Source organism: Streptomyces sp. R35 (assembly GCF_041053035.1).
Taxonomy (GTDB): Bacteria; Actinomycetota; Actinomycetes; order Streptomycetales; family Streptomycetaceae; genus Streptomyces; species Streptomyces lutosisoli.
Genome location: NZ_CP163440.1, coordinates 2,453,307 through 2,471,851 on the forward strand (window position 1 = coordinate 2,453,307; position 18,545 = coordinate 2,471,851).

At 70.3% G+C, this 18,545-nt stretch carries 16 protein-coding genes; 2 read left to right on the forward strand and 14 right to left on the reverse strand.

All coding sequences use genetic code 11. The features are described from left to right. Window positions 1-93: 93 nt before the first annotated feature. The 7 genes from AB5J50_RS11450 to AB5J50_RS11480 form a co-directional block, all read right to left on the reverse strand. Window positions 94-942, reverse strand: a complete 849-nt coding sequence (locus AB5J50_RS11450; protein WP_369257233.1) for a S1 family peptidase — start codon at window positions 940-942, stop codon at window positions 94-96. Between the two features lie 215 nt (window positions 943-1,157). Further along, window positions 1,158-1,940, reverse strand: a complete 783-nt coding sequence (locus AB5J50_RS11455) for a DUF1684 domain-containing protein (protein ID WP_369257235.1) — start codon at window positions 1,938-1,940, stop codon at window positions 1,158-1,160. Between the two features lie 4 nt (window positions 1,941-1,944). Next, on the reverse strand, window positions 1,945-3,243 hold the full coding sequence (locus AB5J50_RS11460) for an NtaA/DmoA family FMN-dependent monooxygenase (protein WP_369257237.1): 1,299 nt from the start codon (window positions 3,241-3,243) through the stop codon (window positions 1,945-1,947). Then, window positions 3,240-4,319, reverse strand: coding sequence for an LLM class flavin-dependent oxidoreductase (locus tag AB5J50_RS11465; protein ID WP_369257239.1), 1,080 nt, complete (start codon window positions 4,317-4,319; stop codon window positions 3,240-3,242). Before AB5J50_RS11465 ends, AB5J50_RS11460 begins: the two co-directional genes overlap by 4 nt. A gap of 56 nt (window positions 4,320-4,375) precedes the next feature. Further along, complete coding sequence (locus tag AB5J50_RS11470) at window positions 4,376-5,170, reverse strand: amino acid ABC transporter ATP-binding protein (RefSeq protein ID WP_369257241.1); 795 nt, start codon at window positions 5,168-5,170, stop codon at window positions 4,376-4,378. A 50-nt stretch (window positions 5,171-5,220) separates the two neighbouring features. After that, window positions 5,221-6,999, reverse strand: coding sequence for an FAD/NAD(P)-binding protein (locus AB5J50_RS11475; RefSeq protein WP_369257243.1), 1,779 nt, complete (start codon window positions 6,997-6,999; stop codon window positions 5,221-5,223). Then, complete coding sequence (locus AB5J50_RS11480; RefSeq protein WP_369257245.1) at window positions 6,996-7,856, reverse strand: amino acid ABC transporter permease; 861 nt, start codon at window positions 7,854-7,856, stop codon at window positions 6,996-6,998. Before AB5J50_RS11480 ends, AB5J50_RS11475 begins: the two co-directional genes overlap by 4 nt. 393 nt (window positions 7,857-8,249) lie before the next feature. Between AB5J50_RS11480 and AB5J50_RS11485 the strand changes: the two genes are divergently transcribed. After that, a complete protein-coding gene (locus tag AB5J50_RS11485; RefSeq protein ID WP_369257247.1) occupies window positions 8,250-9,203 on the forward strand; it encodes a transporter substrate-binding domain-containing protein in 954 nt (317 codons plus the stop codon). 120 nt (window positions 9,204-9,323) lie between these two features. Here the strand turns inward: AB5J50_RS11485 and AB5J50_RS11490 are convergent, their stop codons facing one another. The 5 genes from AB5J50_RS11490 to AB5J50_RS11510 form a co-directional block, all read right to left on the reverse strand. Next, a complete protein-coding gene (locus AB5J50_RS11490; RefSeq protein WP_369257249.1) occupies window positions 9,324-9,926 on the reverse strand; it encodes an ATP/GTP-binding protein in 603 nt (200 codons plus the stop codon). Next, the gene (locus AB5J50_RS11495; RefSeq protein ID WP_327427613.1) at window positions 9,910-10,260 is read right to left on the reverse strand and encodes a DUF742 domain-containing protein; all 351 of its coding nucleotides are present in this window, start codon (window positions 10,258-10,260) and stop codon (window positions 9,910-9,912) included. Before AB5J50_RS11495 ends, AB5J50_RS11490 begins: the two co-directional genes overlap by 17 nt. After that, window positions 10,257-10,685, reverse strand: coding sequence for a roadblock/LC7 domain-containing protein (locus tag AB5J50_RS11500; protein WP_327427614.1), 429 nt, complete (start codon window positions 10,683-10,685; stop codon window positions 10,257-10,259). The genes AB5J50_RS11495 and AB5J50_RS11500 overlap by 4 nt, the downstream gene beginning before the upstream one ends. Further along, the gene (locus AB5J50_RS11505) at window positions 10,682-13,120 is read right to left on the reverse strand and encodes a nitrate- and nitrite sensing domain-containing protein (protein WP_369257252.1); all 2,439 of its coding nucleotides are present in this window, start codon (window positions 13,118-13,120) and stop codon (window positions 10,682-10,684) included. The genes AB5J50_RS11500 and AB5J50_RS11505 overlap by 4 nt, the downstream gene beginning before the upstream one ends. A gap of 232 nt (window positions 13,121-13,352) precedes the next feature. Further along, window positions 13,353-14,597 carry a DUF5685 family protein gene (locus tag AB5J50_RS11510; RefSeq protein WP_369257254.1) on the reverse strand — a complete coding sequence of 415 codons (1,245 nt, stop codon included), beginning with the start codon at window positions 14,595-14,597 and terminating at the stop codon, window positions 13,353-13,355. A gap of 290 nt (window positions 14,598-14,887) precedes the next feature. Here AB5J50_RS11510 and AB5J50_RS11515 point away from each other — a divergent pair, with 290 nt between their 5' ends. Further along, a complete protein-coding gene (locus AB5J50_RS11515; RefSeq protein ID WP_369257256.1) occupies window positions 14,888-15,325 on the forward strand; it encodes a cell division protein SepF in 438 nt (145 codons plus the stop codon). A 46-nt stretch (window positions 15,326-15,371) separates the two neighbouring features. On the opposite strand, the gene AB5J50_RS11520 is transcribed toward AB5J50_RS11515, so the two are convergent. After that, window positions 15,372-16,562, reverse strand: coding sequence for an acyl-CoA dehydrogenase family protein (locus AB5J50_RS11520; RefSeq protein ID WP_369257258.1), 1,191 nt, complete (start codon window positions 16,560-16,562; stop codon window positions 15,372-15,374). Between the two features lie 326 nt (window positions 16,563-16,888). Then, entirely contained in the window at window positions 16,889-18,493 is a 1,605-nt protein-coding gene (locus AB5J50_RS11525; RefSeq protein ID WP_327427619.1) for an MFS transporter, read from the reverse strand. Window positions 18,494-18,545 lie beyond the last annotated feature (52 nt).

Sequence of the window (18,545 nt, forward strand, 5' to 3'; positions counted from 1 at the left end):
GCACGGCCGAACGGCGCAAGGGCGCCTTTCGGCCGTGCAGCGTTCAACTGACGTACTCCGTACGGAGGTTGATCTTGCGCGTTCGATGGACCCCTAGTAGATGCTGACGCCGTACGCGCTGAGCGCCTCGGTGACCGGCTGGAAGAACGTCGTGCCGCCGGTCTGACAGTCGCCGCTGCCGCCCGAGGTGATGCCGATGGCCTTGGTGCCGTCGTACAGCGGACCGCCCGAATCGCCGGGCTCCGCACAGACGTTGGTCTGGATCATGCCGCTCACTGTGCCGCCGCCCTGGTAGTGGACCGTGACGTTCAGCGCGGTGACGGTACCGCTGTGGGTGCCGCTGGTGGAGCCGGTGCGCTTGACCGACTCGCCCACGAAGGCGCTGGCGGCGCTGTAGCCGCCGGGGTGGCTGAGCGCGGTGTTGTCGTAGCGCACGAGCGCGTAGTCGTTGCCGGGGAAGCTGTAGCCGGTGGTCGGGCCGATCAACGTGGTGTGCGCCTGGTCGGTGTACCAGGTCTTGGCCACCTTGCCGCAGTGCCCCGCGGTCAGGAAGTAGTACGTGCTGCCGCTGACGACGTTGAAGCCCAGCGAGCAGCGGTACTGGCCGCCGTAGATGGCGTCCCCGGCGGAGAGCAGCGGGCTGAAGACGCCCGCGGAGCGCTGGACTCTGAGGCTGCCGGCGTCGGCGCCTGCGGTCTTCTTGATCTGCGCGATCTCGGCCTTCGAGACCGTGCTGTCCGCGGTGACGACGACGCGTCCCGCGGCCCGGTCGACGTACCAGGCGGTGCCGCCCACCGAGGCGCTCTGCACGGCGTCCTCGACCTGGGCGAGTTGGGCGGCGCTGCGGGGAGCCTCTGCGGCCGTGGCGCTGGGCAGGGCGGCCACGGTGGTGGCGACGAGTCCTGCGGCGACGGCGAGCAGTCGGGTGCGCTTGATCCTCACTGATCCTCCTCGTGGGAAGCGGAAGGCCCTACGGGGTGGGGGCCCGTGAGGCGCTGCCGAGAATGGCGTGTTCCTGACATGCACCGCTGGAGAGGATGACGCCGGATCCCGTCGCACACAAGAGACTCACAGGAAAGGAAACCGGATGGGCACGCGAACGCAACGCGCGCCGACGGTCGTCTCCGTCGGCGCGCGCATGAGGAAGGGGCGAGGGCTCAGAGCAGGTTCCGCTCCCCCGCCTCGACGGCCGCGCCCAGCGTATTCCCGGGCGGCGGGAAGGGGCAGATGAAGTGGTCGGCGAATGCGCACGGCGGGAGCACGGCCCGGTTGAAGTCCACCGTCGTACGCCCCTCGGTGTCGGGCGCCGCGGGGCGCAGGAACCGGAAGCGGTAACTGCTGTCCCCGCTGGTGGCGTCGGCGAAGACGGCCCACAGCGAGCCGTCGTTCTCGACCGAAACCTGGAGCGTGAGGTCCTGTCCGTCCAGGGTGAAGGCGAGGACACCGCCGAGCCCGAGGCCGCGCGCGACTCCGTCGGCGTTCTCGACGCGTACGGTGCGGTCCTCGCCGTACGGCGTGAAGTGCCCCGGCACCGACCAGCGCGGATCGTACGAAGTGGCCTCGATGCCCTGGAAGGCGCCCCGCGCGTCTGCGGCGGGGTCGTAGTCGCGTACGCCCCAGATGCCTTCGCGCACGAGGACGACGAACCGTCGCTCGCCGCGTCCGACGCGGGCCCCGGCCGCCGGTCCGAGGTCGGCGTCGAGCACGACCTCGCCGGTGAAGGGCTCCCCGTCGACGGTGAGCCCGTCCTCGGCCGTCGCCGTCAGGACGACCGCGTCGTCCTTGGCGGCCCACAGCCCGGGGATGTCCGGAAGTCGCCCCTCCGGATAGTCCTCGATCCAGTGCGTGCCCGTGAGCGCCAGCGGTCCGTAGGGCGCGGACACCGTCTCGATGCGGTGCTCGTGCCAGTGCTTCCAGTCCTCGGATGCATCCGTCGTCATGTGATCAACCCTTCCATACCGACTCCGCCAACCCGAGGTGTGAGCGCAGCGTCGTGCCCGTGTATTCCGTGCGGAACGCGCCGCGCTCCTGGAGCAGCGGCACCACCCGGTCCACGAACTCGTCGAGTCCGCCGGGTGTCAGATGCGGTACGAGGATGAAGCCGTCGGCGGCGTCGCTGCGCACGAACTCGTCGAGCTCGGCCGCGACCGCGTCCGGGGTGCCGATGAAGGACTGCCGCCCGGACGCCTCGATGACGGTCTGCCGGATGGACAGGCCCTTCTCGCGCGACAGGGTCCGCCACTGCTCGGCGACCGCGTAGCGATCGGCGACGCGCACCCGGCCTTGCGCCAGGGCCGACTCCGGTTCCGGGTCGATGTCGGGAAGGGGACCGTCGGGGTCGTACGAGGAGAGGTCGATGCCCCAGATCTGCTCCAGGGTGAGGATCGCGTTCTGCGGCGAGATCTGTTGCCGTCTGATCTCGGCGGCCCGCTCCTGCGCCTCGGCGGCCGTGTCGCCGAGCACGAAGGTGACTCCGGGCATGATCTTCAGCTCCTCGGAGGCCCGTCCGTACCGTGCGAGCCGCCCCTTCACATCGGCGTAGAACGCGCGGCCCGTCTCCAGCGTGCCGTGCCGTGTGAAGACGACATCGGCGGCGGACGCGGCGAACTCACGGCCCTCCGCCGAGTCCCCGGCCTGGATGACGACGGGGTGCCCCTGCGGCGGGCGCGGCACGGTGAACTCACCCGCGACGTCGAAGTGCCGGCCCCGGTGCGCGAAGGGCCGGGGCAGACCGTCGGGCGTCCAGGAGTCCCACAACTCCCTTGCCGTCTCGACGAATTCGGCGGCGCGGGTGTACCGGTCGGCCGGGTCCAGATAGCCCCCGCGCCGGAAGTTCTCCCCGGTGAACGCGTCCGACGACGTCACCACGTTCCAGGCGGCCCGGCCCCCGCTGAGATGGTCCAGCGTGGCGAGTCTGCGGGCGAGTTCGTACGGCTCGTTGAAGGTCGCGTTGACCGTGGCGGCGAGCCCGAGCCGCTCGGTGACGGCGGCGAGCGCGTTCAGCACGGTGAGCGACTCCGGCCGTCCCACGACATCGAGATCGTGGATACGTCCCTTGTGCTCGCGCAGCCGCAGCCCCTCGGCGAGGAAGAAGAAGTCGAAGAGGCCGCGTTCGGCGGTGCGCGCGAGGTGCTCGAACGAGGCGAACTCGATCTGCGACTTGGAGCGCGGATCGGTCCAGACGGTGGTGTTGTTGACGCCGGGGAAGTAGGCGGCGAGGTGGACCTGTTTCCGTACGGTCATGACGTTCCCCCTGCCACGGCGTACCGGTTGGCGGGCCGGGCGAGGCCCAGGTGCTCCCTGAGCGTGCTGCCCGGATAGAAGGTGCGGAACAGACCGCGGTGCTGGAGCAGCGCGACCGTTCCGTTGACGAGCCGCTCCAGGTCACGGTGCGGCTCGACGGGCGTGAGGTGGAAGCCGTCGGCGGCGTCGGCCTGGTGCCAGGCGGCGATCAGCTCGGCGAGGTCGACGGGGCCGCCGCGGTACAGCGGGCCCTGCGCGGTCTGCCGGGGACCGCCGCCGCCGTGGCCCGGCTCGGCCGCACGCTCGCCGTCACCGAGGTCGACGGTGAGCCCGGCGAGGACACGCAGGTCGTCGGGGTTCCGTCCGAACTCGGCTGCGCTGTCCCGCAGTTCGGCCCGTAGGGCACGCGCCTGTGCCGGGCCGGCGACCCGCACGAGCGCTACATCCGCGTACCGGGCCGCCGTCCGCCGGGCGGGCCCCTCGGTCGCGTCGACGACCCGTACGGGGTGGCCCTGCGGTGGCCGCGGCACGATCGAGGGGCCCTTCACGGAGAAGCCGGCGCCCTCGAAGTCGACGTGGTGCAGCTTGTCCCGGTCGATGAAACGGCCCGTGGCCTCGTCGCGTATCTCGGCGTGGTCCTCCCAGCTGTCCCAGAGCCGGGCGGCCACGTCGGCGACCTCCCCGGCCTCCTGCCACAGCGCGTCGGCGGGTGCGGCATGGCGCCGGCCGAACAGCCGGGCCTCGCCCTCGGTCGTCGACACGTCGATGTGCCAGCCGGCGCGGCCCCGGCTCACCCAGTCGAGGGTCGCGACGGCCGCCTGGACGTGGAAGGGCTCGGTGTGCGTGGTGGTGACGGTCGGCACCAGACCGATCCGGCCGGTGACGGGCGCGAGGCGGGACAGCACCGAGAGTGCGTCGAGTCCGGGCCGCGCGAAGGTGTCGCCGAGCGTCACGAAGTCGAGCACGCCACGCTCCGCGAGCCGCGCCAGCTCGACGTGGGAACCGGCGTCGTACGCCGACTCCTGATCGACGGCGGCGGCCAGGTGCAGCAGCCCCCGGCCGGGCGATGACGTCATACGGATGAACCCTCCTGTAAACACTGGGCACTTGAGCGGAAGCCCTTGGTCATGCCTCACAGCACCTTCGACAGAAACGCCCGTGTCCGTTCGTGCTGCGGCCGTTCGAGTACGTCGCCGGGGGCGCCCCGCTCGACGATGCGGCCGTCGTCCATGAAGACCACGATGTCGGCGACCTCGCGGGCGAACCCGATCTCGTGCGTGACGACGATCATCGTGGTGCCCTGGTGGGCCAAGTCTTTGATGACGTCGAGGACTTCACCGACCAGCTCGGGGTCGAGCGCCGAGGTCGGCTCGTCGAAGAGCAGCAGCTTCGGTTCCAGGGCGAGCGCGCGGGCGATGGCGACTCGCTGTTGCTGGCCGCCCGAGAGGTGCTTCGGGTAGGCGTCGGCCTTGTCTGCGAGCCCGACCCGGTCGAGCAGCCTCCGCGCGGTCTCGACGACGTCCTTGCGGGGCCGCTTCAGGGCGGAGACCGGTGCCTCGACGATGTTGTCCAGCACCGTGAGGTGCGGGAAGAGGTTGAAGTTCTGGAAGACGAAGCCGATCCGGGTGCGCTGCTTGAGGATCTCGCGCTCGGGCAGCTCGTACAGCTTGTCGCCGGAGCGCCGGTAGCCGACGAGCGAGCCGTCGACCCTGATCCAGCCCTGGTCGACCTTCTCCAGGTGGTTGATGGTGCGCAGCAGGGTCGACTTGCCCGAGCCGGAAGGACCGAGGATCACGGTGACCTCACCGGTCCGTACTTCGAGATCGACGCCCTTGAGCACCTCCAGCGAACCGAAGCGCTTGTGTACGGACCTGATGTCGACCATGGCGGTGGAGACCGGCTGATCTTTGGTGAGCGGCGCGCTCATCGGGGGTCCCTTCAGGGAGTTGACGTTCGAGGGGAAGACGGGCGGAGCGGTCAGGCGGCGCGACAGGACAGGTCGCGCAGGAACGCCAGCGCGGCACGCGCGGTCGCGTCGTTCTGCCGGAAGGCCGGGCCACCGGTACGCGGCCGGGTGAACGCGCCGGATCCCCGGGCATCGGTGTGCGGGCCGAGCGCGAAGCGCCGGGGGTGCCGGGCGCCGGAACGGTCCAGGACCCGGCCGTCGACGGGGTCCACGGCGAGCAGTCCTTCGGGGGTCGCGGCGGCCCCGTCGGCGTAGAGCTCCCGCAGCAGCGAGTCCCGTGTGCGCTCGACCGTGGGGTGCGGCAGCCGTGCCTCGACGAGGGCGCGAGCCTCGATCGTCATGCCGGGCACGGTGGCGCTGCCCGCCCGGAAGACCCCGTCCTCGGCGGTGACGGTCATGTCGGCGCCGGCGAACTTCAGGATCCCGGCCCGCGACAGCGCGAGCATCTGCCGCAACCGCGGTCCGGGCGGCCCGGATGCCAGATAGCTGAAGAAGCCGTGCCACCACGAGCCGATGTCACCGAGCCGGACCAGCTGACCGTAGACGGAGAGCAGTCCAAGGAAGACGGCCAAGTCCGGGCTGTAGGAGGGCTGATGACGTCGACTCAGATCATTCTCGATGTACGCGCGCAACCCGGTCTGGAGTTCCTCGTACGAGGTGTGCCGCACCCCGTCCAGCGGGTGGTCGAGGGCGGCGAGGTCGAGCCGGTCGGCGGGGTCGGGCACGGCGGACGCCACCAGCGCCTGGATCTCGGCGCCGTCGCCGGCCGCGTACTTCTCCTCGAAGTCCGTCCAGGCGGTCCGGGTGCGCTCGGGATGCGCGGTGAACAGCCGGTGGTAGTGCGCGAACCCCAGCTCCTTCTCGACCAGCGGCCACACGTCCCGCCGGAAGTCGAAGCCTCCGGGACGCGCGAGGAGTCCGTCGATCTCGGTGGGCCCGAAGAACCGTGGCAGCGGGGGCCGTTCGCCCTCCCAGCCGTAGCCGATCTTGGAGTGGTAGGGGACGCCTCGCCGGGAGCCGACATGCAGGATCGGCTCCCGCCCGGACGGGTGGTAGACCCCGTCCTCGTACCGCCCGCCGCGCCCCTCCGTGAGCAGCACCATCAGATCGACGAAGGCGAGCCCGAAGCCGCGGACGAGAACGGGTTCGCCCGGTTTCAGGGCTGACAGGTCGCTGTCGGCGGTGAAGTCCGGCGGCAGATGGACGAGCCCGTGCTCGCGCGCGTACGCGGCCAACTCGCGCTGTTCGTCGTCGAGTTCGGCGTCGAGGTGGCCGAGGGCCAGGACGACGAGATCGGCGGGCAGCGGTCGCGGCAGGCCCTCCAGCCACACCTGCTGGCGCCCCTCGCGGGGCCCGCCCACACGCAGGGCGCGGCGCGGGTGGTGATGGACCCGGATGCCCGGCGGCAGGGCGGCCACGGCACGCTCGTAGACCCAGCGCATGTACGCGCCCTGCCGCGGCCGGTCCGCGAAGGTGCGCCCGTCGAGGCGCGCCCATTCGTGCAGGGTGGGTCCTTCGAGCACCGGCCCGGCCATGTCCACCGTCTCGTCGGTGAACATCGTGACGTCCTGGGCCTCGGAGTTCATCCACAGCAGCGGCGACTGCTCCTCGCGCCAGACGCGTCCGGCACCCGGCGGATAGGGGTCGACGAGATGAATGTCGAACCCTTCCAGGCCTTGTGTGCCCGAATCGCCGTACAGCTCGGGCGCGTTGGCGGCGATCCGCTCCAGGAGACCGGTCCCCCGCGGCCCGGCCCCCACGATCACCAGCGAGGGTCGTCCTGTGCTCATCGGCCGCGCCCCGAACCGCGCGCGTAGTGCCGCTCGACGTAGTACTGCCCGACGCTCAGCACCGAGGTGATGATGACGTACCAGAGTGTGGCCACCATCAGGAGTGGCATGACCTGGTAGGTGCGGTGGTACACGAGCTGCACGGAGTACAGCAGGTCCTGCACGGCGATGACGCTGACGATGGAGGTGCCCTTGAGGGTGCCGATCAGCATGTTCCCGGCGGGCGGCACGATGGAGCGCATCGCCTGCGGCAGCACGATCCTCCACCAGCGGCGCCACCGGCTCAGGCCCAGCGCCTGCGCGGCCTCGATCTGGCCGCGGTCGACGGAGAGGATGCCGCCGCGCACCACCTCGGCGGCATACGCGGCCTCGTGCAGAGTGAGTCCGACGACGGCGACGGTGACCGGGCCGAGCAGGTTCACCGTCTTCACACCGAGGATCTGCGGGTACAGCACCCCGATGTTGAACCAGAACAGCAGCTGCACCAGGATCGGCATCGACCGGAACAGCCAGACGTATCCCCAACTCACCGCCCTCAGCACGGGGTTGGTGGAGAGCCGGAACGCGGCGAGCAGGGTGCCGAGGGCGAAGCCGAGCGCCATCACGACCGCGGTCAGCCAGAGGGTGAGCCAGAGGCCGCGCAGCACGGAGGCCGAGGTGAAGTAGTCGCCGACGACGTCCCACTGGAACGCGTCATTGCGCACGACGGAGTTGAGGGTCAGCCCGAGCAGCGCCAGCACGACGACGGCGGTGGCCCACAGGCCGGGACGGCGGCGCGGGACGATGCGCAGGGGCGCGGCGTCTTCCGGGTGTTCAGGTGTGGCCGAGGCGGCCTTGGTAAGGGTGTCGGAGGACATGCGAAGGCTCCGTGATGCGTCGGGATCGAACGCGGCTGATGCCTTCACACGGAGCGCCACTGGGCGCATACGGCCGAGCCCCTCAGCAGGACCGTCCACCGAGAGTACGGGGACGTTTCCCCTCACTGTCAAGGCTGTCCATACTGTGAGCGTTACGTCTCAGCGCAGTTGACGCAGAAACGGATGCCTGTTCCACTTGGGCCATGAATCGGCAGCAGTGGCTGGTCACGCGCTCCCACATCGACTTCGGTCGAGTGTGGTCCTCGTCCTGTTGAGCTGACCCCCTGCGCGCCCGCTCCTGACGGGCGCCTTCGCGTTCTCCCCCGCCTTCACACGCGCACCCCTCCCCTCGCGCTTCCTCTCCCGCCTTCTGCTTTCAGGAGACCGCACACCATGCGTACGCCCACGCGTGCCCGCAATCGATATTTTGCGCCCTTTGCCCTGATTACTTCGGCGACCCTGCTGCTCACCGCGTGCGGTTCCGGCTCGGACGACTCCACCGGCGGCACCGCCCAGGCCGCGGCCAAGACGGACAAGATCCCCACCACGGACGTCGTCTCCGCTGTCAAGAAGGACGAGGCCGCCGCCCAGTTGCTGCCCTCCGGAGTACACAGCCTCACCCTCGCGGTCAGCGTCGGCGGTACTCCGCCCGGCACCACGTATCTGAACGACGGCAAGACCCTGACCGGCCAGGACGTCGACTTCGCGAACGCCGTCGCCAAGGCGCTCGGCATCGAACTCAAGACGGAGCAGGCCTCGTTCGAGGCGATCCTGCCGGCCCTCGACAGCGGCAAGTACGACGTCGGGGCCAGCAACTTCGGCGTGACCGACGAGCGCCGCAAGGTGATCGACTTCGTCACATACATCAACGACGGCCAGGGCTTCGCCACCCGCTCGGACAGCAAGCTGACGAAGATCACCGACCTGAAGCAGCTGTGCGGCCTGAACGTCGCGACGGGCGCGGGCACCACCTTCGAAGCGACACTGGAGGAGAACAAGAAGGTCTGCACCGACGCCGGCAAGAAGGCGTACAAGGTGCAGACCTACAGCGAGCAGGGCGCGATCTGGTCCTCGCTCCAACAGGGCCGCAGCGACATCGTGATGAGCACCATCAACGGCCTCCGCTACGCCGTCGCCCACCAGCAGGGCGTCAAGTTCCTCAACGAGTTCCACCGTCTCGACGTCGGCTTCGCCTTCAAGAAGGGCACCGAGCTGGCGCCCGCCTTCCAGGCCGCGGTGAACGACCTGATCGCGAACGGAACGTACGAGAAGATCCTGAAGAAGTGGGGCACGACGGGTTCGGCGATAGCCAAGTCGGAGATCTCCCCGCCGGAACTGAAGAACTGAGGGCCTGAGGCATACGGCGCCCTCCCCGCGCCCTTTGCAGGAGCGCCCCGTAAGGGGCGCGGGGCTGTGACATTGTGCGGCTCCGCCGCGTGGGCGCGACCAGCCCCCACCGACCCGCAGCTAACGAACAACCAACGCAGCCGCACGCCGCCGTGGCACCGACCGAGCCCCGATCACCCGGTCCATCAACGCGGCCAGCACATCCCGCACCGACCCCCGATCCCGCGCATCGCACTCCAACACCGGTACGTCGTCCCCGAGTTCAAGAGCCTCCCGCACCTCGTCGATCGCGAACCGCTGCGACCCGTCGAACCGGTTGACCGCCAGCACGAACGGCGCCCGATGCGCCTCGAAGTAGTCCAGCGCCGGAAAACAGTCCTCGATCCGCCGGGTGTCGACCAGCACGACCGTCCCGAGGGCGCCCTCCACCAGGTCGTCCCACAGGAACGAGAACCGGTCCTGCCCGGGCGTCCCGAACAGATACAACGCGATGGACGGATCGAGAGTGATCCGTCCGAAGTCGAGCGCGACGGTCGTGGTCGTCTTGGACTCGACCCCCTCCAAAGAGTCGACCCCGAGCGACACCTGAGTGATCGCCGCCTCCGTGTCGAGCGGTTCGATCTCCGAGATGGCACCGATGAAGGTCGTCTTGCCGACCCCGAGCCCGCCGCTGACCACGATCTTCACGGCCAACGGCACGATCTTGTCAGAGCGCGCGGACATGGTCCCTGATCCTTTCGAGCGTGTGGAGCGGCAGCTCCGCGGGTTGTTGACAGGCGAGCCGCCCGGCCACGACGAGGTCGGAGATCAGCACCTTGGCGACCCCCAACGGCACCCCCACGGCGTCGGCGATCTCGGCGACGGTCGTGGGCCGCTCGCACAGCGCGACGATCTGCCGCCGTTCGAGGGCCAGCGGTTCGCCGGACACGCCGACGGCGACAACGAGCGTCTCCAGGCGAAGATCGGCCTGCGCGGGCTCGGACCGGCCGCCGGTGATGATGAACGGCCGTACGAACGTCGCGTCCTCCGCGCCCTCTTCGGGACGTTCGCCGCTCACCGTGGCAACACCTGGCGCAGATCGGCGATGAGCGCCGGGGTGAGCAGATCACCCGCCCGCTCCGCGAGCACCGCCATCTCGTAGCCGACCAGGCCGAGTTCACCGCTGCTGTCGGCGAGGACGCCGAGGCAACTCCCGTCCCGGATCGCCGAGACGAGCAGAAAGCCGCGCCCCATCTCGATCATGATCAGCTTGACCCCGTCGAAGCTGTACCGCTTGGACGCGCTGCGCGCCAGGCTGCTCAGCCCGGACACGATCGCCGCGAGATGGTCGGCCTCGGTCCGCCCGAGCCCGTCCGACACCGCGATCAGCAGCCCGTCCGACGAGACCGCGACGGCATCGCGCACCCCGTCGGTGTTCCGGACGAAGTTCGCGAGCAGCCAGTTGAAGGTCTGCGAGTCGTTGTGCGTGTCGAGGGTGGTCACTTGCCCTCACCCTTCTCGGTGGACTTCTCGCCGGACTTCTCGGTCGCTTCCGGCGCGGTCGTCTCCTTGTCGCGCAGCCTCCCCTTCTCCTTCTCCCTCTCCTTTTCCTTCTCCACGCTGATCCCGCCCCGCATGTGCGCGCTGCGCAGGTTCGCGAGCATCCCGGAGATCTCCGCGGGGCTGCGGTCGGGGGTCGGCTCGACGGGTGCCGGACGGCTGGGGCGGTCGGTCTCGCTGACGGCCTCCGAGATCGCGCTGCGGCGGGGGCGTTTGACGAGTCCGTTGCGGGTACGGGCGGCGGAGGCGCCGCGTGCGGGCTCCCCCCGCTGAGCGTGTGTGTCCGCCGTACGGGAGACGGGACCGTCGGGCGTACGTGCGGCGGAGCCGTCGTGCGCCTCCTTGTCCGCGCCGACGGGCTGCCCCGCCACCGAGACGAGCTGTCCGGCACGCGCCTCGGGCACCGCGGAGGACGCGTCGGCCGCGCGGCGCGGCGCCGGGAGCTGCGCCTTCTCCTTCGGCGCCGGCACCGCCGGGGCGGCCTCCGTGAGCAGCGCGGTGGGGATCAGGACACGTGCGACGACACCCGCGGCGGGCGCCTCGCCCAGCCGCACCTCGATCCCGCACTTGCGGGCCAGCGCGCCGACCACGAAGTGGCCCAGGAAACGGGTGGGTTCGGCCATGAAGCTGGCGGTGCCGGAGAGCCGTACGTTCGCCTCGGCGAGTGCCTGGGTGTCCATGCCGAGCCCGTGGTCGACGATCGCGACCAGATAGCCGGCGCTGGTGCGCCGCCCCTCGATCTCCACGTCGGAGTCCGGCGGCGAGAAGCTCAGCGCGTTCTCCACCAACTCGGCGAGCAGATGGGCGATTTCGGCGACGACGGAGCCGTTGACGTTCGCGGGCTCGATCCGGCGCAGTGTGACGCGCCGGTACTCCTCCACCTCGGAGAGCGAGGCGCGCAGCACGTCGGTGATGGACAGCGGCGTGGACCAGGGGCGGGGGCTGGACTCCCCCGCGAGCACGAGGAGGCTCTCGGCGTTGCGGCGCATACGGGTGGCGAGGTGGTCGAGTTCGAAGAGGTTGGCGAGGGTGGCCGGGTCGGCGTCCTCGTGTTCCAGCTTGTTGATGAAGCTGATCTGACGGCGTACCAGGTTCTGATTGCGGCGGCCGAGGCTGACCAGCGAGTCGGTGGCATTGCGGCGCAGCACGGCCTGCTCGGTGGCGAGGTCGAAGGCGGCGCGCTGCACCCGGTCGAAGGCCTCGGCGACCTCCCGCACCTCGGCCCCGGCCTTGTCGGACACGGCGAGCGGCGCGGGCGGCGCGGGGCTCTCCCCCGAGGAGGCGGCCTGCACCCGGGCCACGGCCTTCGGCAGCCGCTTGCCCGCGACTTCGCGGGCCTGCTGGGCGAGGTCGGTGAGGGGTGTGGACACGGACCGTACACAGTCCAGCGCGAGCCCGCCGAGCGCGACGATCGTGGCGAACGCCAGCAGCACGAACAGCAGCAGATCGCGCTGGGCGGCGCTCTCCAGCCCGGCGGCCCGGTTCTCGACATCCGCGCCGAGCGAGATCTGCACGTCCCGCAGCCCGTTGATGGTCGAGGTCATGCTGTCCCACCAGGCCATCGGCGGGATGCCGCGCGAGCTGAGCTGCCCGCCGCCCCGCACGGCGACGCTCTCGTACGACAGCGCGCGCTCGGCGTCCGGCGTGGTCATCGCCGCGTCCAGACGCCGCACCTGCGTGTCGGAGGCGGAGTGCGGGAACGCGTCGAGCGCGGCGAGCCGTCCGGCGCGGATCTCCATGAACCGGCTGTAGTCGTCGCCGCGGAACCGCCCGGCGCGCACCGAGCCGAGCACGATGGCGCGCTCCTCGCCGGTGAACTCCTTGGCGTTGCCGAGGATCTGGAGCGTCTGGTAGGCGTCACGGAGCGTGCTGTCGTGGACGTCGTCGAGGCCGAGCCCGAGCCGGTCGAGGACGGTGATCGTGGTGGTGAAGTAGTCGAAGGTGTCCTTCACCACGCCGGTGCCGTCGTCGGCGTGCGCGCGGATCCCGGCCAGGCCCTTCAGCCGGCCGAGGGATTCGCGTACGGAGTCGGCGGCGGCGTCACCGCGGCCGGCGAGCGCCCGGTCGAGCTCCGTCCGCGCCGTGTCCGTCGCCTTGCGCTGCGCGGGCAGCTTGGCGCTGAACTGCCCTACGCCGCCCACGAATCCGGTGGTGAGGCCGCGCTCCTTCTGCAGCTCGTGAACAAGGCCCTGGAGGGTGATCTCCAGGCGTGCGTTGTCGGCGGTGGCGGAGGCGTTGCGGTAGGCCATGATCTGCTCGACCGCCGAGGTGCCGAGCAGCGCGAGCAGCACGGCGAGGGCGAGGATCAGGATTCTGAGGAGCCGGGTGCGGATGGTGCGGGGAGCCGTACGGCCCGTCCCGCCGCGGGGGCCGGGCACGCGCCCGGTCGTCGCTTTCGGTGTGACGTCCACTGAAGTGCCTTATGGGGAGGACGGGTTGCTGGCAGGGCAGAAATGGTTCTGCGCCGGACCAACGACCCTCACGGGACCCCGGTCACCCGATCATGTTTTTGTTTTACCCTCCCGAAACACGGCCCCTGTCGACCCGCAGGTCAGCCCCGCGGGACGGCATGGCGACGTCCGCACTCGTATACGCCGACCGCGACGACCGTCACAGTCCGCAGTCGCAGCACGAGCAGCACTCACAGCATTCGCAGCACTCACAGGCCTCGCAGCAGTTGCAGTCACAGTCGCAGTTGCTGAGACACCCCTCGCGCTTCTTGCGTGACCACGGCCCCTCGAATTCGTCGGCGCAGCACACCTTGCAGGTGCAGCACAGCCCGATCGCGGCCGCGCACCCCGCCCAGAAGCCCCGCTTGCCCGGCCCGGGCGGCTGGAAGGAGGGCCCGCCGCCGAAGGGGTTGCCACCGCCGGCGTACGGATTCCGCGGATCGTACGTGCCCTGGGGGCTCTGCGGGCTGTACGGTCCGCCCTGCTGCGGCGGACCGAAGGAGCCCTCGGTTGAGCCTTCGTGCGAGCCTTCATGGGAGTGGCCGCATCCCGCCGTCCCGAACGCACGGTCCACCGACCGCCCCAGCTCATGCGCGAGCAGCAGATGCGCCAGCTTGCCGTCAGTGAACTCGACCTCGCGCAGCGCGAGCCGTATCCCGTGCAAGGCGTCATCGGCGAGCCGCCGGGCCTCGGCCGTCGGCGTCCCCGTGGCCGTCAGCGGGTTCCAGGCCCCCGACGCGGCGTCAGTTTCCTTGTCCTCCACGGCGTCCAGGAGATGCGCGAGCCGTCCGAAGAGCCGTCCGGCCTCGGCGAGCGGCTCGGCGTTGCCGGGGCGCCCGGCCAGTACGGCGGTGTGCGCGAAGGCCGCGGCGGTGGCGGTCTCGGTCGGTTCGGTGACCGTCAGCAGCGGGGTGCCGATCCCGGCCAGCGCCTCGATGCCGAGCTGCCGGTCCACGGCGTCGACGAGTACGGCGGTGTCGAAGCCGACGTCGGAGCCGGTCCGCGCGCCCGCCTTGCCCCAGCTCGCGGCGACCCGGCGGGCGGCGAGCGCCACGGGCTTGCGGGCCAACAGCCCGTCCCCGTCGGCGACGTGGTCGCGCACCTTCGCCGAGGCGAGCACCAGCGAGACGGCTGCGGCGAGCCGTGCGCCCTCGCCCTGGGCGACGGACGCGGTCCGCATACCGCGCAGCGGGCACGGTCCCGCCGTACGCCGCCACCCGGTGGCGCGCTCGGCCTGAGCCTCCGTCAAAACCGATATCAGCAGCCCGTCATAGTTAGTGACAATCCGAGCGAACTGACCGTGATCCCCGCGCAGCGCGAGGCACAGCCCGCACAAATGCGCCATCCACTGCGCCTTGAGCCCTTCACCGAGGCGGTGACTGCATGGCCTGACGATCCCGAACACGACACTCCCCCGTGATGCGTACGACGTTGAGCTGCGGCATCGTATCGACCACCCCGTTCACCCGTACGCCCCACCCATCACCCGAACGCCGTCGAGAATCATATTTCACTCTCAGTCAGCAGCCGTACACAGCAACACCCTTGGGGCACGCGGGCTCTCGACGTATTCGCTGTGCACCAGTACCGTCACGAAACCCCCGCGCGGCGTCTATCCACTTGGCGCGACATCCGCATCATGGACGACCATGGGGATGCGGAAAGCAAGAAAGACCGCTGTGAGAGGAGGCGTCCATGGGATCGGTGCGCAAGGCGAGTGCCTGGCTTGGCCTCGTCGACGACAACGATGACGAGCGTTACTACGACGACGACTACGCCGAGGGTCAGGAATCCGGCGATGCCTGGGTCACCGACCCGCGCGTGAAGGTCGCGTCCGAGACGGCGGAGGAAAAGGGCCGCCGGATCGGCACGGTCACCCCGGACAGTTTCCGGGACGCACGCGGTATCGGCGAACTCTTCCGGGACGGTGTCCCGGTCATCATCAACCTCACGTCCATGGAGGCCGCCGACGCCAAGCGCGTGGTGGACTTCGCGGCCGGCCTGACCTTCGGTCTGCGCGGCACGATCGAGCGGGTCGCCACCCGTGTCTTCCTGCTGACCCCTGCCAACACGGAGATCGTCAGCGGCGAGGCCGCGGGCCGTCACACGGACGGTTTCTTCAACCAGAGCTGAGGCAGGGCCGCTCACCGGCCCTGCCCCGCCGGGTCTTCGACCGGATCTAGCGGAAGGCATCCAGTCCGGTGAGCGCCTTGCCCAGCACGAGTTGATGCATTTCGACGGTGCCCTCGTACGTGAGCACCGACTCCAGGTTCGTGGCGTGCCGCATCACGGGGTATTCGAGGGAAATCCCGTTGGCGCCGAGGATGGTACGGGCGGTCCGGCAGATCTCGATCGCCTCTCGTACGTTGTTGAGCTTGCCGAAGCTGACCTGTTCGGGACGGAGCCGTCCCGCGTCCATGCGCCGCCCCAGGTGATGGGCGAGCAGAATCCCCTTGTGCAGCTCGACCGCCATGTCGGCGAGCTTGGCCTGGGTGAGCTGGAAGCCGCCGATGGGCCGCCCGAACTGCTCGCGCGTCTTCGCGTACTCCACGGCGGTCTCGAAGCTGGACCGCGCGGCGCCCATGGCACCCCACACGATCCCGTACCGCGCGTGCGAGAGACAGCTGAGCGGCCCCTTCAGCCCGGTCACCTCCGGCAGCACGGCGTCGGCGGGCAGCCGTACGTCATCGAGGACGAGCTCGCTGGTGACGCTGGCGCGCAGGGACCACTTGTGCTTGATCTCGGGGGCGGAGAACCCGGGCAGGTCGGTGGGCACGACGAACCCGCGGATCCCGTCGTCGGTCTGAGCCCAGACGACGGCGACACCGGCCACGGATCCATTGGTGATCCACATCTTCCGCCCGTTGAGGACCCAGTCGCCGCCGTCGCGCTTGGCGTACGTGCGCATGGCGCCGGGGTCGGAACCGTGGTCGGGTTCGGTGAGCCCGAAGCACCCGATGACATCGCCGGAGGCCATGGAGGGCAGCCATCGCTGCTTCTGCTCTTCGCTGCCGAACCGGTGAATGGCGTACATGGCGAGCGAGCCCTGTACGGACACGAGCGAGCGAATCCCGGAGTCGGCGGCCTCGAGCTCCAGGCAGGCCAGCCCGTACTGCACCGCGCTGGCTCCCGCGCACCCATAGCCCTGGAGCGACATCCCGAGCGCCCCGATCCCGCCCAGCTCCCGCGCCAGTTCGCGGATCCCGGGGAGCTCGCCCTTCTCGTACCACTCGGCGACATACGGCAGTACCCGGTCCGCGGCCCACGTCCGCACGGTGTCGCGGATGGCCAGGTCCTCCGCGTCCAGAAGATCGTCGACACCCAGCGGATCAGCGGGGTCGAAGGGCGGGAGCTTCGATGACGCGGACATACGACAACCTCCGGCACACTAAAAACTAGCACCGCTAGTTACGGTTTCGCCCCGACGTTACGACGCAGTGTCCCGCACGTCCAGTACCCCTCCCCGCGGGGTTGACCCGCCGTCTCCCACGCACGCACCACCCGTGCGGGCCCGCCGACAGTGCGGGTCTCCCGTGGGGGTGCCCCACCGTCGGCGACTGCCGGTTCGGGTGGGGAGTGGTGTGTGGGGCTTCTGCCGCCGCGACGGCGGACGCGCGGACGCCGACGGTGGGTCACCCCCACAGGAGAGGTCCACCTTTCACGCGGGCCGATCGGGCGGTGCGTGGGTGGGAGAAACTACGCCGACACGCGGGACTCTGCGACATCCCTGGGCGCAGGAATGGCCGGGCCCGCCGCAGGCGCCCCGCACTCCATGACCCGGGGCAACCGCAACGCCATCACCGCGCCCAGCAGCAACAACCCCGCACTGACCAGCAGCGTCACATGCAGCCCGTGCACAAAGGAGTCCCGCGCCGCATGCCGCAGGGCATCCCCACGGGACCCGCCAAGCCGCGCAGCGACGTCGTACGCCTCCCCCAGCGAGTGCCCCGCAGCAGCGGAATCGCCCGCCGAGACGCCCGGTACGGACGCCAGCCCGGGCGCGTACGCCCTGTTCATCACGCTCCCCAGCAGCGCGATACCGATCCCCGCACCCAGCTGGTACGAGGTCTCACCGATCGCCGCGGCCCCACCGGCCTGAGCCGGCGGCGCCTCGCTCAGCATCGACTCGTACGCCCCGAAGAGCGTCGTCTCCAGCCCGAACCCCAGCAGGATGAACCCGAAGAGCAGCAGCCCGGTGTTGTCGTCCCCGCCCATCGCCGTGAGCGTCACCACCGCGGCCGCGGTGAGACAGAACCCGAAGCAGACCATCGCCCGCGGCCCGAACCGCCGCAGCATCTTCGCCCCGGCGAGCCCGGAGGCCATCGCCGCGACGGTGAGCGGCAGCAGCCGCAGCCCGGTCTCCAGCGGCGACAGTCCGAGCACGAGCTGCAAGTACTGCGCGGCGATCAGCTCCAGCCCGACCAGGGCGAGCATGGCGAGGACGATGCACCCCACCGACGTACTGAACGCGGGCCGCGAGAACATCCGCAGATCGACCAGCGGCTGGGCCCGCCGCCGCTGCCGCCGTACGAACCCGGCCATCAGCGCACCGCCCACGAGCAGCGGCACGAGCGTGAAGGGGCCGAACGGCGCCTCACCGCCACCGAGCCGCTTCACGCCGAGGACGATTCCGAAGAGTCCGGCGGCGGCCATCAGGGCGCCCACCACATCCCAGGGACCGTTGCGGTCGCCCCGCGACTCGGGCAGCAGCAGCCGCCCGATCGGCAGGCTGATCAGCATCAGCGGAATGTTGATGAGGAAGACCGACCCCCACCAGAAGTGCTCCAGGAGGAAGCCGCCCAGCAGCGGCCCCACCGCCGCGCCCACCGCGGCGACCGCGCTCCAGATGCCGATCGCGAGCGCCCGCTCCCGCCGGTCGGGGAAGACCTGGCGCAGGATGGACAGCGTCGCGGGCATGATCATGGCGCCGCCGACGCCGAGCAGGGCGCGGGCGCCGATGAGGACCTGGGCGTTGTCGGCGAGCGCGGCGATCCCCGAAGCGACGCCGAAAAGCCCGTATCCGAGAAGAAGCACCCGTCTGCGGCCGACGCGGTCACCCAGCGTGCCGAAGAGGATCAGCAGCGAGGCGCAGACGAGCGGGTAGACGTCGACGATCCAGAGCAGTTCTATCGCGCCGGGCTTGAGGTCCTCGGTGACGGCGGGCACCGCTACATGCAGCACGGTGGCGTCGAGGGCGACCAGCAACAGGCTGACGCACAGGACGACGAGGACGACCCAGCGGTTGGCACCGGCCCCGGTCTCCCGACGGCATCGCGCAGCGGCCGTGGTCGTCCCGGACATGTACGTACCTCCAGAGGTTCCCTCGCGTTCGGCGGACCGCAGGGTGGGGACT